The sequence below is a fragment of the Clostridiaceae bacterium genome (assembly GCA_012840395.1).
Taxonomy (GTDB): Bacteria; Bacillota; Clostridia; order Acetivibrionales; family DULL01; genus DULL01.
In genome coordinates this window covers 44,642-59,755 of the sequence record DULL01000029.1, presented here as the reverse complement: position 1 = coordinate 59,755, position 15,114 = coordinate 44,642, and the positions used below count along the sequence as shown (strand labels likewise).

At 35.9% G+C, this 15,114-nt stretch carries 17 protein-coding genes; 5 read left to right on the top strand and 12 right to left on the bottom strand.

From position 1 onward, the window contains the following. Positions 1-143: 143 nt before the first annotated feature. The 6 genes from GXX20_03685 to GXX20_03660 all read right to left on the bottom strand — a co-directional run bounded on the left by GXX20_03685 (position 144) and on the right by GXX20_03660 (position 5,644). Positions 144-1,274 (bottom strand): phosphopentomutase, encoded by a 1,131-nt coding sequence (locus GXX20_03685; GenBank protein HHW30764.1) that lies wholly within the window; start codon positions 1,272-1,274, stop codon positions 144-146. A 63-nt stretch (positions 1,275-1,337) separates the two neighbouring features. Beyond that, a complete protein-coding gene (locus GXX20_03680) occupies positions 1,338-2,660 on the bottom strand; it encodes a pyrimidine-nucleoside phosphorylase (GenBank protein HHW30763.1) in 1,323 nt (440 codons plus the stop codon). 26 nt (positions 2,661-2,686) lie between these two features. Continuing rightward, positions 2,687-3,361, bottom strand: a complete 675-nt coding sequence (gene deoC / locus GXX20_03675) for a deoxyribose-phosphate aldolase (protein ID HHW30762.1) — start codon at positions 3,359-3,361, stop codon at positions 2,687-2,689. A gap of 14 nt (positions 3,362-3,375) precedes the next feature. Beyond that, positions 3,376-4,248, bottom strand: a complete 873-nt coding sequence (locus GXX20_03670) for an NAD(P)/FAD-dependent oxidoreductase (protein ID HHW30761.1) — start codon at positions 4,246-4,248, stop codon at positions 3,376-3,378. A 14-nt stretch (positions 4,249-4,262) separates the two neighbouring features. Then, complete coding sequence (locus GXX20_03665; GenBank protein HHW30760.1) at positions 4,263-4,934, bottom strand: TlpA family protein disulfide reductase; 672 nt, start codon at positions 4,932-4,934, stop codon at positions 4,263-4,265. 14 nt (positions 4,935-4,948) lie between these two features. Further along, complete coding sequence (locus GXX20_03660) at positions 4,949-5,644, bottom strand: cytochrome c biogenesis protein CcdA (protein HHW30759.1); 696 nt, start codon at positions 5,642-5,644, stop codon at positions 4,949-4,951. A 277-nt stretch (positions 5,645-5,921) separates the two neighbouring features. Here GXX20_03660 and GXX20_03655 point away from each other — a divergent pair, with 277 nt between their 5' ends. The 5 genes from GXX20_03655 to GXX20_03635 all read left to right on the top strand — a co-directional run bounded on the left by GXX20_03655 (position 5,922) and on the right by GXX20_03635 (position 7,911). Continuing rightward, complete coding sequence (locus GXX20_03655) at positions 5,922-6,116, top strand: hypothetical protein (GenBank protein ID HHW30758.1); 195 nt, start codon at positions 5,922-5,924, stop codon at positions 6,114-6,116. A gap of 150 nt (positions 6,117-6,266) precedes the next feature. Then, positions 6,267-6,569: a hypothetical protein gene (locus GXX20_03650; GenBank protein ID HHW30757.1), complete on the top strand. Its 303-nt coding sequence runs from the start codon at positions 6,267-6,269 to the stop codon at positions 6,567-6,569. Between the two features lie 139 nt (positions 6,570-6,708). Further along, entirely contained in the window at positions 6,709-7,032 is a 324-nt protein-coding gene (locus GXX20_03645) for a membrane trafficking protein (protein HHW30756.1), read from the top strand. A gap of 99 nt (positions 7,033-7,131) precedes the next feature. Continuing rightward, positions 7,132-7,524, top strand: a complete 393-nt coding sequence (locus GXX20_03640) for a hypothetical protein (GenBank protein HHW30755.1) — start codon at positions 7,132-7,134, stop codon at positions 7,522-7,524. A gap of 12 nt (positions 7,525-7,536) precedes the next feature. After that, entirely contained in the window at positions 7,537-7,911 is a 375-nt protein-coding gene (locus tag GXX20_03635; protein HHW30754.1) for a hypothetical protein, read from the top strand. Between the two features lie 15 nt (positions 7,912-7,926). Here GXX20_03635 and GXX20_03630 read toward each other — a convergent pair whose 3' ends face one another. The 6 genes from GXX20_03630 to GXX20_03605 all read right to left on the bottom strand — a co-directional run bounded on the left by GXX20_03630 (position 7,927) and on the right by GXX20_03605 (position 14,940). After that, a complete protein-coding gene (locus GXX20_03630; GenBank protein ID HHW30753.1) occupies positions 7,927-8,766 on the bottom strand; it encodes a hypothetical protein in 840 nt (279 codons plus the stop codon). Positions 8,767-9,250: 484 nt separating this feature from the next. Beyond that, complete coding sequence (locus GXX20_03625; protein HHW30752.1) at positions 9,251-10,357, bottom strand: peptidoglycan-binding protein; 1,107 nt, start codon at positions 10,355-10,357, stop codon at positions 9,251-9,253. A gap of 413 nt (positions 10,358-10,770) precedes the next feature. Continuing rightward, complete coding sequence (locus GXX20_03620) at positions 10,771-11,565, bottom strand: SH3 domain-containing protein (protein HHW30751.1); 795 nt, start codon at positions 11,563-11,565, stop codon at positions 10,771-10,773. Positions 11,566-11,745: 180 nt separating this feature from the next. Beyond that, entirely contained in the window at positions 11,746-13,533 is a 1,788-nt protein-coding gene (uvrC, locus tag GXX20_03615; protein ID HHW30750.1) for an excinuclease ABC subunit UvrC, read from the bottom strand. A 70-nt stretch (positions 13,534-13,603) separates the two neighbouring features. After that, positions 13,604-13,873 (bottom strand): HPr family phosphocarrier protein, encoded by a 270-nt coding sequence (locus GXX20_03610; GenBank protein ID HHW30749.1) that lies wholly within the window; start codon positions 13,871-13,873, stop codon positions 13,604-13,606. A 170-nt stretch (positions 13,874-14,043) separates the two neighbouring features. Continuing rightward, the gene (locus GXX20_03605) at positions 14,044-14,940 is read right to left on the bottom strand and encodes a VanW family protein (GenBank protein HHW30748.1); all 897 of its coding nucleotides are present in this window, start codon (positions 14,938-14,940) and stop codon (positions 14,044-14,046) included. Between the last annotated feature and the right edge of the window lie 174 nt (positions 14,941-15,114).

The window sequence follows — 15,114 nt, the reverse complement described above, 5'->3', positions numbered from 1 at the left end:
ACTCAATAATGCTTTTTCATTTTACAGATTCCAACACCACTTTTTTTATTTTTAAGTGACATTTTCACAAGATAATTAACTCGTTTTTTTAGTCTTTTTAGGTGACATTTTCAAAAGTTATTGACAAGGTCAAATACAAGCTATCAAATTTTCACTAAACTATAAAAACTTTCTCCTGAAGCGGGAGGTTTCACCTTAAAGATTTCTGCAACAGTGGCGGCAATATCGCTGAAAGTTGGCCTTGTTCCAAGGTCAACACCCCGTTTTATACTCTCCCCGTATATGAGCATGGGAACATATTCCCTTGAATGATCAGTGCTGGGAGTGCCCGGATCACAGCCATGATCAGCCGTGATAATCAGGATATCCTCGCTTTGCATTGATTCAAGAAGATCCTTTAACTGCATGTCAAAAGTGTTAAGAGCTTCAGTGTATCCGGCAATATTATTTCTGTGACCATATTTCATATCAAAATCCACAAGATTTACAAAAATAAATCCTTGTTCTCTCTCTTGAACTAATTTAATTGTTTTGTTCATGCCATCAACATTGTCCGACATTTTAATACTTTTTTGTACTCCTCTGCCTGCGAAAATATCATATATTTTCCCTACCCCTACAGTATTAATACCTTCTTCTGTAAGAATATCCAATATAGTTTCACCCTGGGGCTCAAGAGAAAAATCATGTCTGTTGGGTGTACGGATAAACCCGCCTTTTTTGCTTCCTATAAAAGGTCTTGCAATAACACGGGCTACGGCATGTTCACCCTTGAGTAAATCTCTTGCAATCCTGCAGTATCTGTACAACTCTTCCACAGGTACCACTTCTTCATTCGCGGCAACCTGAAATACACTGTCTGCAGAAGTGTATACTATAAGTGCTCCGGTTCTTAAATGTTCTTCTCCATAATCATCTATTACCTCTGTTCCGGAATAAGGTTTATTGCACAGTACTTTTTTACCTGTAGCCTTTTCAAAAGCATCTATTATTTCTTTAGGAAAACCATCTGGATATGTAGGAAAAGGCCTCTCAGATATCAGTCCTGCAATCTCCCAATGGCCGGTTGTTGTATCCTTGCCTTTTGATATTTCTGCAAGCCGGGCAAATGAACCAGTTGGCTTCTCAACACCTTCTGCATATTCATTTCCTTCAATGTTGAATAAGCCCATCTGGGTAAGGTTAGGTACATTCAACTGTCCGCTTCTCCATAAAGTTCTTAGTGTATTACTTCCCTCATCCCCATATTCAGAGGCATCCGGAAGTTCTCCCATCCCTACGCTGTCAAGTACAACTAAAATAACTCTTTTATTCACTCATGTCACCTCGGCCCAGATTTAGTATCTTTCTATTCCATCTATAGTAACCCTTGCATGTATTAGCGGAGCAATTTGTACAGGTACCGGGCTAATAGAAAATGACCCTTTTAATATATCCTCCGCAATCTTAACAGTATGTTCCCTTGAAGTATATAAAGTGGCAATAGTCTGCCCTTTTCTAACATTATCCCCTAATTTGGCATTTATAATAATTCCTGCGCTATGGTCAATTTCATCATCTTTTCTTTCCCTGCCTGCTCCAAGTACAACAGAAGCCAAGCCCCACCGCTCGGTATCCATTGTGGCAATCCATCCATCCTTTTCCGCTTTAATCTGGTGTTCTATAGGAGCTTTTGGGAAAAGAGAGGTATTATCTATAACAGATACATCACCTTTCTGATAAATAACCATTTCTCTGAACTTAGCCAGCGCCCTCCCTTGCCTCAGAGCATCTCTGGCTAACTGCATGCAATCTTCCAGACTGCTTTTTTGCGCTAGATATAGCATGTTGGCAGACAGGTTAAGACATACCTCTTCAAAATCACCAGGTCCTTTACCTTTTAAAGTTTCTACGGCTTCAATTACTTCCAGGGAGTTGCCTATTGCATTTCCAAGGGGTCTATCCATGTTGGTGATTAAAGCCACAGTTTTTCTGCCCACATGTTCACCTATTGATACCATTTCCTGCGCAAGTTTTATGGAATCTTCAATTGTTTTCATAAAGGCTCCGCTGCCTGTTTTAACATCCAGTAAAATAGCATCCGCACCGGCAGCAATCTTCTTACTCATAATACTTGCTGCAATTAGAGAAATATTGTCTACAGTTCCGGTTACATCCCTTAGCGCATATAACTTTTTATCTGCAGGTGCAAGATTAGTTGTTTGGCCTATAACGCTCAATCCTATTTCTTTAACAATTTTTATAAACTGCTCAATAGGGATTGATGTTGTAAAGTTTGGAATTGATTCAAGTTTGTCCAAAGTACCCCCCGTATGTCCTAAACCGTGTCCGGACATTTTTGCTACCGGAACTCCGCAGGAAGCAACAATAGGGCAAACTACCATGGTTGTTTTATCTCCTACTCCTCCCGTACTGTGTTTATCAACCTTTATGCCGGGAATGGAGGATAAATCCACCATACTGCCTGACTCTGCCATAGATTTGGTTAACAGGGAAGTTTCCTGGCTGTTCATACCTCTAAAAAATATTGCCATCAATAAGGCAGATATCTGATAATCTGGTATTCTACCATTGGTATATCCATCAACAAAGAAACGGATTTCTTCCTCTGTCAGGCTTCCACCGTTTCTTTTTTTGATAATGATATCATACATCCTCATAAATCCTGCACCTCGACGTAAACAACTTAATAAGTCTCACTGCCTTCAATCTTCTGGCCTTTTATGTTTTTTATCAGTGTACTGGTTCCTAATCTGGTTGCACCAAGATTAATAAAATCTTCTGCAGCTTCTAAGGTTTTTATCCCGCCTGCTGCTTTTATTCTTACACCTTTACCTACATTTTCAGCAAATAGCTTAACATCTTCCCTGGTAGCTCCCCCCACGGTAAAACCCGTTGAAGTTTTAATGAAATCAGCACCTGCATTTGTAACTATTTTACAGGCGGCGATTTTTTCCTCTTCTGTCAGGACACCTGTTTCTATTATTACTTTCAGAGTTTTGTTTCCAACTGCTTCTTTTATTGCTTTAATTTCATCTTCTACTGCCTGAAAATTTCCAGACTTAAGCCATCCAATATTTAGAACCATATCAATTTCATCTGCGCCATCTTCTATTGCTTTCTTTGCCTCAAATATTTTTGCCTCTGTAGTATTATATCCATAGGGGAACCCGGTTACAGAACCAATGTTAACCCTGTCCCCTACATATTTCTTTGCATTAGCCACATAACAATTGGGAACACAAACACAGGCAACTCCATATCTTATGCCATCATCACATGCCTGCTTTATGTCTTCCCAGGTGGCTGTATTTTTAAGTATTGTATGGTCCACCATACTTAAAATTTTGTTAACCTCCATGATAAACCCTCCATTCATAAACTTCTCACATATTCTATTATTCTTCTTGCAGCCAAAGCACCTTCTCCGACTGCTGTTGCTATCTGTTTCAATCCTCCTGTACAATCTCCCGCGGCAAAAATGCCAGGTATATTGGTCTGTTGATTTCTATCTACAGAAATAGAATTTCCTTCGGTCATTATCCCCAGCTTTCTTGCAAAATCAATACTGGAAGCACTGTCATAGGCAACAAAAAGCCCGTCTATCTCCTCACTTGTACCATCCTCAAACACTATCTTGCGAAGGAAATCATTTCCTTCTAACTTTGCTATTTTATTAAAGTTAAACTTAAATCTTGTAACCTTTTCTCTAAAACTATCGGATATGTCAAGACTGGCGCCATTAGTATAAATGATGATGTCCTTAGTAAACACCTCCATTTCCATAGCCTCATGTATTGCATAATCTTTAAACCCTAATATTCCAACTTTGCGTCCTCTATAGAAGAAGCCGTCACAAGTTGTGCAGTAACTTACTCCCTTTCCGACAAAATCATCCAGATTACCTATTTTGACTTTTTTCTGTGTCTGCCCTGTTGCCAGCAGTACTGCTTTTGCCTCATATTTCCCGTTGGGCGTGTGTATATGAAAATTCTGGTCCTGCTCAATAGATACAACTTCATCTTCAATTATTTCCGTTCCAAGTCTCAATACTTGTTTTTCACCTTCACGGAGCAACATTTCTCCGCTGACAGGTTCAGAAAATCCAAAATAATTTTCTATTTTATCCGCTTTTTTCAACGCACTGTTGCCCTTCCCGATAACCAGAGTTTTTAGGTTTGCCCTTACAGTATATAAAGCTGCAGATAAACCTGCAGGTCCTCTTCCGATTATTATTATATCATACATGATCTACAACTCCTTTACTTTTCTGATTCTTTCATTATTTCTTCCAGAACTCCCATAATAGTATCATAGTCTGTAGCTCCAATTATTCTCCCATATAGGGCACCTTCTCTGTCTATAACATAGGTAACAGGAATACCACTTACATGTATTCCATATAGCCTGCTTGCCTCCCCTTTATAATCCATAAGTACAGGCATGGATAAATTTCCCTCTTCTATAAATTTTTTAACCGTTTCCAATTCTTCCTGAACATTTACAGCAATAATAACAGCATCTCCTTCTTTTTCCATTTCTTTATATGCTTTGTCCAGGTCCGGCATTTCTTGTACACAATAACCACACCAGGTAGCCCAGAAGTTCATAAAAACATATTTACCTCTGAAATCTGATAAAGAAACTTTGTTTCCTTCCATATCTTCTATGGTAAAATCAGGAGCCAAAGGAGCATCTTTTTTTGTAGAATTTTTCTCAGAATCAGAAGTATTATCTTCAGGTTCTTCAGCATTTCCTTCATCACTTTCATCAGTATCTGATAAGTTATCTTTTTTATCTAAAGTGTCTTCTTTCTGGCTGTTCGGAAACTTCTCTATAGCATCAGGCTTTATCTTGTTATAAATCAACGTTGCTGCAGCCATAATAACAATAAATAGTATAATCCATATTATAACATTTTCATTTCTTTTCAATAATATCTTCCTTTCTATAAACTAATACTTATATATTTTAACTTGTCAAAATACACCAGAAGGCCTGCAATTATTAATACAGTACCCGAAACCAGGTTTATTATTCTATTATGCTTTTGTATAAGCTTAAAGGCAATTTTCGCTTTATCAAATATAATTGAAGATATAATGAACGGAATACCCAGACCTGCCGAATAAATAACAAGTAACAAAATCCCCTGTCCTATGGTATCTGAATTCCCGGCAATTAATAATGCTGACCCAAGAAATGCTCCTACACAGGGAGTCCACCCAAAACCAAAAGCCGCTCCAAAAATTATTGAGTTAATAAACTTTAGTTCCTTGAATTTGTAATTTATTCTCCTATCCTTGTTTAAAAAACCAAGGTTAATAATGCCCAAGAAATTAAGCCCAAAAATAATCATTATAATGCCACTCAATTTTCTGAAAAAATCTATATTTTCTTTCAGAAAATGGCCAAGAGAAGTAGCTGCGGCGCCCAATACCACAAAAACAATGGTAAATCCTATAACAAATCCTATAGAGTTAGTTATTAGTCTTCGGGACTCAAATCCATTTGAAGATGCGTCATCTTTTATTTTTTCACCTGCCAGGTAAACAAAGTATACAGGCAGAAGGGGTAATATACATGGAGAAATAAAAGTAAGTATACCCTCTACAAATCCCAGAATATATGAATTAAAACTCACATAATCCTCCTTTCACTGCAGGTATTTAATACAGGTAAGTTTTGCCAGAATGAAATTTAAATCATAGTTCTTCAAACCATGGTTCTTAGAGATAATAATTATTCTGCAAACCTCAAATTATCACCATTAGCAATAACTGAGTATAAATTAATTTATACCACATAATTAATAAACAAAACAGTTGTATTTTCTCATTTTATTTTTCCCCCTGGAACACTAACTGTTTCCCGGCAATATTATGTAATATGAATATTAACAAAGGGGGCTTGTTATTTATATGACAAATATTAAATGTAAATCAGAAGACTGCACTATACTGTTTTTTATCCTGGTCTTTCTTATGCTGTTCTATGACACCAGGCCTCTAGTACTTTTAAGAGGTGGAACACTTTCAGATAATATAGATTTATATCGCGGAGATGATACTATTTTATTTTTCATCCTTGTATTCCTAATGCTGTTCTATAAATAGGACATACAATAAGGATAATCAAACTCGCTTTGCTCGGGGATTAAATAAAAGTGGCATTGCCACTTTTATTTAATATTTCTGTAACATTTTTCCTTCATTGCTCATAGAACTATATATGGCAATATATTAATAATTAATGGAGGAGATGAAATGGGTCTGTTCAAGCAGTTTTCCCAATCCATCGAAAGGTTGTTTGCCAGCAATAATGATGAAATTATTTTTTTCATCATAGTATTTATTCTCTCGATTTTCGGCGGCAACCGTGATGATAGAAATACATGTCCTGACGGCAGCAGCCCAAATAATGCTTTGTTATTTATTATTATTAGCTTTCTGTTTATGTTTATAGCAAATGAAAGCAGGAACGATGAGATTACTCTTATTCACGAACCGGCTGGAGCATTGGATAGAACTGAGCAAAGAGTTGATTTAGACCAGCAATTACATAATTAACTACAAAATTAAAGTTTAAATCAATGCTCAAAGTAGGATCCATTACTTAAAGTTTAAATCATTATTCAATAACAAGACTTATAAATAGCATAAATAGATATTCAATAACATTACTAGAAAATTAGAAAGGGATGGTTTTATGAATAATTCTTTTAACAAAAAGCTCGCTGAAATATTTGGGAAAGTGGATGAAAAAGTTTTACAGGCAAAGCTAAATGCTGCCATTGATATGCTTAAGAAAGGAGAAATAGATGATCTGGTAAAGAAAATTAATAAAATGGATAAAGATGAACTTATGAGAAAAATAAATGAATTTGATATGTCAAAGTTTAATGATTTAAACATAGATAAAGATGAAATAAAACAACTGGTTTCCAAGTCTGATTTTGATAACATGGCTAAACTTATAGGTGACCAAGGTGAAGAAATAATAAAAAAAATAAAAGACATTATTGAATATTAACTGAATATACTATTAATTGAAAATATTTTAATTTCATACATACATTTTGAGTTTAAATAGCAAAAAGTGTTGCGTAAAAAGCTTTTGGAGGAATATTAAATGAGTGATGAGCTGAACAACAAAATAAAACAGCTGACGGAATTGTTAAGCCAGGAAAACCTTCCGGAAAACCTTATGGGAATTCTTTCTCTCTTGGGGGGCCAGTCCGGCAAAGAGGATTCTTCCCCAAAGGCAAATGAGCAAAAAGAAAAGAATCAAGAAAAACATGAAAAGCAAAATTCTTCACACCATCCAGATAATACAGAAATGTTGAATTCACTTATGAGAACTATAAATGCTAATATGGCTAATGATCCAAGGATTAATCTCTTATCCGCATTAAAACCCTTTATGAGCAAGAGAAGACAAAAAAATATCAATAACTGCATTAATATTATCAGAATGTCAAAGTTAGCAAACATTCTGGATAATAGTAATAAAATCGACTATTAGGAGGGTGAGCTTATGTTATATGGAAAGCCCCCGTACATAAACAGAAGATATTACTATCCGGAAGTAAAGAGAAGGCCTGTTACAGAAAAAACTTGGACTGAGAAAGAAAAAGAACAGATTGATGATGCCGGTGCTGAAGCTTCATCCTCAAAATCAAAAATTGATATACCTCTTCCAAACCAGGAAGAAAATATCAGCTCTACAGACAGAAAAATAACGGGCAGAGTTCTGCATCCTTCTCAGTATAGGCCTTCTTTAATAGATATTATCAGAGAGCATATACATCTGGAAGAATTAATATTGATAGGGCTGATTATTTTATTTCTTAAAGATGGAATAGAAGATGAATTGCTTACAATATTACTGATATATATACTTCTGGCTTAAACAGCCCTGGCTTTTTCACTTGGTATATTCTTTCCTGAATATTTCATATGTATAGAATATATATGAAACATATAAAAGAATTAAAAATGTATAAAAAATCAACTTAGCTATGAAAACCAGGGTTGCATTTGGGACTTTCCCTAACAGGAAATTAACGCCTACCAATATTGCATCAAATAACAGAAAACTAAATACAAATCTCCAAAAATGTTTGTTTACTAACTTCCGGGAAGTCAGAAAAGGTTTTTTTGCTCCCTGTATTATTGCAGGGTACCAATAGGATATATATACCCTGAAGTACATGAATAAAAAATAAAGTGTTAAAGCTGTCAATATCCCAATAAGTATTGAAGGTGTGCCAAATCCGGTTCTTCCCTCTGAAGCAAGCTTAGAAATAACAATTGCAGGAATTGATGATATAGCCATAAATATCATTAAAGCCAATCCGAACAAGATGACCCTGAATGTTGCCAGAATGATTTTACCGCCATAAATTCTTACTCCTGAATAGAATTCACCCTTTTTTCTTGGTTCTGCAATCAAAGCATTGTATAAAACGTTAAAGTATCCTGAGATAAAAATTCCCAGCAATACAGATCCAATTATTGATAAACCTAACAGGGCTGCAAGTATGTAGGGAAAAATTTCAGGATCTATTGATATCTGCAAAAAAGAAATTATGCTCTCAGAAACAGTACCTCCTGTTACTTTTCCAAGGCCAAGAATTATCGGCATAACTGGATTATATCTTGCAAATATTAAATATACAAAAACTGCCATTGCCATTAACCATAGTAAAGCCGGTCTTCTCTTTATTATAGCAACTGTATAGTAAATGGTTTTCATTATAAACATAAACCGTCCTTTTAATTAATGTTTCATTCTCAAAAAGTAAATATCATTTCAGTCTTGCATTATATTATCATGTTTATATAATAATTTTCAATAACAAAAAAGTCACACATTACTGTATGACTTTTTGTTTATAAATTCGCTGAGTTTTATCTCTTTTCTTCGCTGATGTTCCTTGAGAGCCTTCCCTGAGCTGGATTTTCACCTAGCTGATCATTTGCAGCAGAAGGTTCTGATTTTGCACTTTTGCTCTTTTTCTTTTTCTTGCTCTTATCTCCCATTTGTTTGCTACTCCTTTCATTATTTTTACTTTTTCATAATACAATGGCAGCAAGTTTTCATTTTAGAGAAATTTTCTTGCTTATATATTATCTCCTTTTATTTCAATATTTATCCATAAAAAAAAGTACTTAAGCTATTCCACTTAAGTACTTTTCTTTGAGAGTATGTTTTATTAATGTGGCCGTAACATTATATAAATGTTACTCTAATAATTATTTTTAGCCCATTCGTTTGCTTGCTGAATTGCTTTTTGGTGGGCACTGTTTACACTGTTTGTTCCATGAGTTTTGCTACCTTTAAAGTGAATGTCAAAATGTCCGTCCATTTCATTGCCTTTAACAGTGTCAAGGTTAGTTCCTGCGCCATAACCGCCGCTTCTCCATTTAACATATGTATTGGCAGCAGCGCTTTCATTTCCGGCATGCGGCATTCCAGCCATGGAGGCAGCAATTTTTGTCCCGTCTACATCCAATATTATTGGACGCCTGTCCCAACTCCATTGTCCGCCGTATATTTCTTTCATGATTCTGGTATCCTCTGCAGTAAGTGTTTCGCAGTCTGCATGGTTATATCCATACGTTCTTTTTACATTAAAGCTCTTACCGCTCCAGATATCATATACTGTTGCAACCTTTCCTATAGTGAATATCTGGGAATTTACCTTGCTCCAGGATAAATCATAACTTTCCTGCCTTGATTCACTTCTTACATCTCCGCTTCTTGATGCAACATCCTGGTTACTGGCTGTCTCTCTTCCCAACAATCTGTTTATAAGTCCTGCAGTGGATGAACCAACCACACCGTCTATCCAATACCCGTACTCCTTCTGCAGGTTTTTTACCGCTGTTTCTGTAACATCCCCAAAATAGCCTGTAACTTCGTTGTTGAAGAAACCAAGACTTTTTAAATCATTCTGCAATGTAGTGACCAAATCTCCGCGCATACCTTTTTTTAGAGTTGTTGTATATGGATTTGCCATTTCTGCTGATGCTCTTGAAGAAGTATTATCCAAATCTCTTATGAGCTTGTCCACTAAATTCAAGGTTTCAGGCCCTGCTATGCCATCAATCCAATACCCGTATTCTCTCTGCAGGTTTCTAACTGCTGTTTCTGTAATATCCCCGTAATAACCTGTGGGATTAGAATTAAAGAAACCAAGCTTTTTAAGATTACTTTGCAGTGAAGTGACCGCGCTTCCTTCCATGCCTTTCTTCAATACTACCGATGCCGACACCGTATTAGTATTCAAGAAAATAATGGCGGACATTCCAACAGCTATCACTGTCGTGAAAGCCTTCTTTCCCTTCCTCATACTACCCCTCTCTTCTTTATGCTTACGAGGTTAGTTGACGGGTTAGGTAGAAGAGATCACCCCTTCGTTATGGCATAAAAAAGCACAACGAAATTAACCCCAAAAAATATCCCCCGTTCCTTTATTTCTATGTATGTATTTTAAAGGATTCAGCACGTGTATATTATACCATTATGTAAACAATTATCCAATATAAAAAATTACCTACAATTGTTAACTTATGTACGCATAAGCATAAAGGGACATTCCTTCACTTAATGCTAAAAGTGAAGGAGTGTCCCTTTATTGTTTTGGACGTTGAAGAATAAAAAAAGTTCCACAATCGGAAAGGGGACACTCCTTCACTAATAACACAAAATTAAAGTGTAAAAAGTGCAGGAGTGTCCCCTTATTCCGGGAGTGTCCCCCTACTCTTATCTTCCTATAAACATTTGAACAAGTATCTTTCCGTAAGTGTTACTTGGTACAATACCAAATCCTACATAATTGAAGCTTCCGTTAAGTATGTTTCTTCTGTGTCCTTCAGAATTCATCCATGCCTTGAAAGCACCTTCAACCGTTCTGTTTCCTGCTATGTTTTCTCCTGCTGTTCTGAAGCTGATATTAAACTGCTTCATCATGTCAAAAGGAGAACCATAAGTAGGTGACTGGTGAGAGAAGTAGTTATTATCTACCATATCCTTCGCCTTGAGTCTTGCTACTTTCATCAATTCCATGTCAAATTTCAATGCGCCTACTCCCGCTTCTGCTCTTGCTTTATTTACAAGATCAAGAAGCTGCTGTTCCTCGGCTGATATATCCGAAGGAGTTGTACCTGGCTGTTCTGCCGGAGGTATATCGGGCGCTGGCGTTGGTGTGGGTGTTGGAGCTGGTGTGGGTTTTGGGGTGGTCTTAGGCCAATTAATGGTCATGTAATTAGCACTGACTGCTCCTACATAATCTGTTGAAGGGTCATGTATTACATACCAGTTGCCAAGTTTCCCAAGCACTTTAACTTTTTGCCCTTTATAAAGGACATGTACAACTTTGTAATTAACTGAAGGTCCTGATCTGACATTCAGACCCGAAGAAGTTACAACACCTTCCACATATCCATATACATCAAAACTGGTTGCTGCCTGAACATTTCCCTTTTGAGAAATAAAGGCACCAATTACTGACGTTAATACTAATGTCAGTACTATTAAGCAAATTATTTTTTTCCTCATATTATCCCTCCAAATTGTCTGCTTTACCTTAGAATTAAAGTACTGATAATAGTATTAACAGATTTAACTTAATTATTTACAAATAAGCACTAATAATTTAAAAATCTGTGAAGATTATTCCAAAGAAAGTCTCTCAGGAAAACTCACTTTTATCAAAGAAATAATCAAGAATTTTCCTTATCACTTATTCACCTTATGAAAAAAATCATATATTTCCTGAGCTAACGGTTTGCTTATACCCTTTACGGTAGCCAGTTCCTCAATGCTGGCTTCCTTAATCCTGCTTACAGATCCAAAATGTTTGAGCAGGGATGCTTTTCTTGCTTCACCTATTCCCTTAATGTCATCTAATTCCGAGGCTCTATATCTCTTTGCCCTAAGTTTTTTATTATATTCCAGTGCAAACCTGTGAGCTTCATTTTGAACAGATGAAATAAACCTTAGTAAAGTTATATTAGTTGAGAGGTCAATTTCACTTTCCTGAAACACCAGGGATCTGGTACGGTGCTTTTCATCCTTTACCATACCCGCTACAGGGATTTGTGCATTTAATTCATCAAGAACAAGCTTAACAGATCTGACATGGCCTGAGCCGCCATCTACAAGTATAATATCCGGCATTTTATTAAATTCTGTATTTCTAAATCTCCTGTATATTACTTCCTGCATAGCGCCATAGTCATTTATGCCTTCCACCCATTTGATTTTAAATCTCCGATATTCTTTTTTTGCAGGCATTCCTTTTTCAAACACAACCATTGATGCAACCATCTCTGTCCGGCCTGTGTTTGAGATATCAAAAGCTTCTATTCTTTCAGGATTTGTCTTTAAACCCAGGACTTTTGACAGATTTTCCAGTCCTTCCTCGGCAAATTTATTCTCTGACAAAACTCTTTCCTTGAAACGGGATAATTCAATGGCAGCATTATTTGCAACCATTTTTACCAGATCGAATTTTTCACCTCTTTTTGGTACTTTTATATAAACACGAGTACCTTTTTTATTACTCAGCCATTGTTCAATTAATTCTCTTTCCTCAATTTCACCACTAATCAATATCTCTTTGGGAACAAAAGCTGCCGAACTATAGAACTGTTTTATAAATGAAGTAATTAATTCAGAATCCCCATCTTCAATCTGATCAAAAATATAATGTTCCCTGCCTAGAAGTTTCCCTCCTCTTACAAAAAAAACCTGAGCACAAGCCATGCCGGGTTCCATTGCAAAAGCTATAACATCCATATCTTCAAAATTTACAGATACTATTTTCTGTTTTTCCAGAACATGCTTCAGACTGTTTATTTTATCCCTGATAAATGCTGCCTTTTCAAACTCCATTTCCTCAGCAGCTTCCCTCATTTGCTGTTCAAGCCTTTCTATGATTTTTTCCTGCCGTCCTTCAAGAAAACTGCATATATCTGCCATAACAGCCCTGTATTTTTCCTTGTCGACATCTCCTTTACATGGCCCCAAACACTGTTTTATATGAAAATTCAGGCATGGCCTTTCCTTACCTATATCTCTTGGCAATACCCTGTTGCATGTTTTCAGGGGAAAAAGCTTTTTTAATAAATCAACAGTATCTTTTACAGCCCCTGCATTTGAGTAAGGTCCGAAATATCTGGAACCGTCTTTTACTATCCTCCGTGTAATAAGTATTCTGGGATATTCTTCTCCCATAGTTATCTTAATATATGGATAAGTTTTATCGTCTTTTAAAAGTATGTTGAATTTTGGCCTGTGTTTTTTTATTAAATTGCATTCCAGGATTAATGCTTCCATTTCGGTATCTGTTACTATATACTCAAATTTCTTTATTTTGGGTACCATAGCATTAACCTTTGGAAGTTGTCTGGCCTGAGGTTGAAAATACTGTCTTACTCTATTCTTTAAATTAACAGCCTTTCCTATATAAATAATTTCTCCATCTTCATTCTTCATAATATAAACGCCCGGTAATTCGGGCATTTTTTTTAATTCTTCCTGAATATTAAAATTTTCTGTCAATTACTACCTCCTACTTCCTTATTACTAAGAGTTATGTATTCTCTATACCGTCAGATTGCAGGTATTCTTCCAGTTCATTAAGCGCCTGCTGTTCATCTTCTCCGTCCACTATAATTGTAACTTCTGAACCTTTTCCTATCCCCAGGGACAAAAGCCCCAAAAGACTTTTTGCATTAGCCTTCCTCTCTTCTTTTTCAATCCATATGCTGGATTTAAAACCGGATGCTTTTTGTATAAACACTGCAGCTGTCTTTGATTGCAGCCCGGTTTGTATGCCAACCTTTATTTCTTTCATTATCATTCTAAAATCCTCCCTGCCATACTTTGCATCGTTTTTGAGCCTCGTTTATATTTTAGCAATTCATCTCCCACATTTAATGCAGGAGTATACTTGTTGATTTTTTAATAAATCTTTAAAAGTATTATAACAAAAAAAATATAATACGATAAGTACATATCAAATTTATTACTTTAGTTTCTGTTTTCATATATTTCAGCAATTACCTTCTTATTATGAAGATAGACTTTTATCATTATAGAATGGTCCCTGTTGTTTACAAATCTAAAATCTACAGATCCGTAAGAAACCGTAGCATCTTTACCTTCAGGTACATAATTAATATCTTTTGAATGCATGTGTCTTTCTGTCACTTTAAGGCCGCATTTTGCTACTGCATTATAAATTGTGGTCGATACCTGGCAAACTCCTCCTCCTACTCCATATCCTTTCTCAGGCCCATCCTCGGTGTTTACTATAATAGGAGCAAGTTCATAACCTTTGCCTTCTGTTCTTCTCCCTACTATCCTATTAAAAGAAAACTCTTCTCCGGGAGCAAGTTTTATACCATTTATTTTTTTTGCAGCCAGCTTTATATTATTAACTCTTGAAGGGGTTCTATCAATTAATGGTGTTGAATAACTTGCTATTAGTACTATATTGTTTTTAACCATTTCTGAAGTAATTTCAGGAGGAATTTCCTCAATTACATAATCTACCTTTTCTCCTTCATTAGCGTTCATAACAAGTTCAAGAGTCTTCTCAACATTAACTCTTTTACCTGCCTTTTCAGGATAAATCTCCCAGGTTTCAGGGTTAATACTAGCATTTATCATTTTAATATCCACATCCAGGGCATGCAGCTCTATCTTATGCAATACTGACGACCTTTCCATACCACCCACATCCATTTCTCCCAGAAAAACTCCAGGTTTTACTGTTGGTTCCGGAGGAGGTTCAATCTGGGTGGATTCCTGCTCGCCTAAAAGCTGCTTACCTGCATCAGGCAGGTCTTCTTCAGGCAATCTGTTTGAAGAAGCACAGCCCGTAAGTACAAATATAATCATTAATAATGCTAGTTTTTTTAGCATCAGCAAGTTTCACCTCCATTAAACTAGTATGATTTTTTTTTTAACTTATATCCCTTGCTTAATTTTCTAGGAGGCTCAACCAAGCTGATTATAAATATTTTTATCTTATGTTATATTTTAAATTTTATGTCAATTATTCTATTTTCAATCATTTAAGCCGTATTATTTTTTATT

Bases quoted from the DNA above. Each gene is read 5' to 3' on its own strand.
- GXX20_03610 (HHW30749.1), bottom strand. From the start codon at position 13,873: ATGATAATGAAAGAAATAAAGGTTGGCATACAAACCGGGCTGCAATCA.
- GXX20_03655 (HHW30758.1), top strand. From the start codon at position 5,922: ATGACAAATATTAAATGTAAATCAGAAGACTGCACTATACTGTTTTTT.
- GXX20_03680 (HHW30763.1), bottom strand. From the start codon at position 2,660: ATGAGGATGTATGATATCATTATCAAAAAAAGAAACGGTGGAAGCCTG.
- GXX20_03625 (HHW30752.1), bottom strand. From the start codon at position 10,357: ATGAGGAAGGGAAAGAAGGCTTTCACGACAGTGATAGCTGTTGGAATG.
- GXX20_03685 (HHW30764.1), bottom strand. From the start codon at position 1,274: ATGGGAGAACTTCCGGATGCCTCTGAATATGGGGATGAGGGAAGTAAT.
- deoC (HHW30762.1), bottom strand. From the start codon at position 3,361: ATGGAGGTTAACAAAATTTTAAGTATGGTGGACCATACAATACTTAAA.
- GXX20_03635 (HHW30754.1), top strand. From the start codon at position 7,537: ATGTTATATGGAAAGCCCCCGTACATAAACAGAAGATATTACTATCCG.
- GXX20_03670 (HHW30761.1), bottom strand. From the start codon at position 4,248: ATGTATGATATAATAATAATCGGAAGAGGACCTGCAGGTTTATCTGCA.
- GXX20_03640 (HHW30755.1), top strand. From the start codon at position 7,132: ATGAGTGATGAGCTGAACAACAAAATAAAACAGCTGACGGAATTGTTA.
- GXX20_03620 (HHW30751.1), bottom strand. From the start codon at position 11,565: ATGAGGAAAAAAATAATTTGCTTAATAGTACTGACATTAGTATTAACG.
- GXX20_03605 (HHW30748.1), bottom strand. From the start codon at position 14,940: ATGCTAAAAAAACTAGCATTATTAATGATTATATTTGTACTTACGGGC.
- GXX20_03630 (HHW30753.1), bottom strand. From the start codon at position 8,766: ATGTTTATAATGAAAACCATTTACTATACAGTTGCTATAATAAAGAGA.
- GXX20_03650 (HHW30757.1), top strand. From the start codon at position 6,267: ATGGGTCTGTTCAAGCAGTTTTCCCAATCCATCGAAAGGTTGTTTGCC.
- uvrC (HHW30750.1), bottom strand. From the start codon at position 13,533: ATGCCCGAATTACCGGGCGTTTATATTATGAAGAATGAAGATGGAGAA.
- GXX20_03645 (HHW30756.1), top strand. From the start codon at position 6,709: ATGAATAATTCTTTTAACAAAAAGCTCGCTGAAATATTTGGGAAAGTG.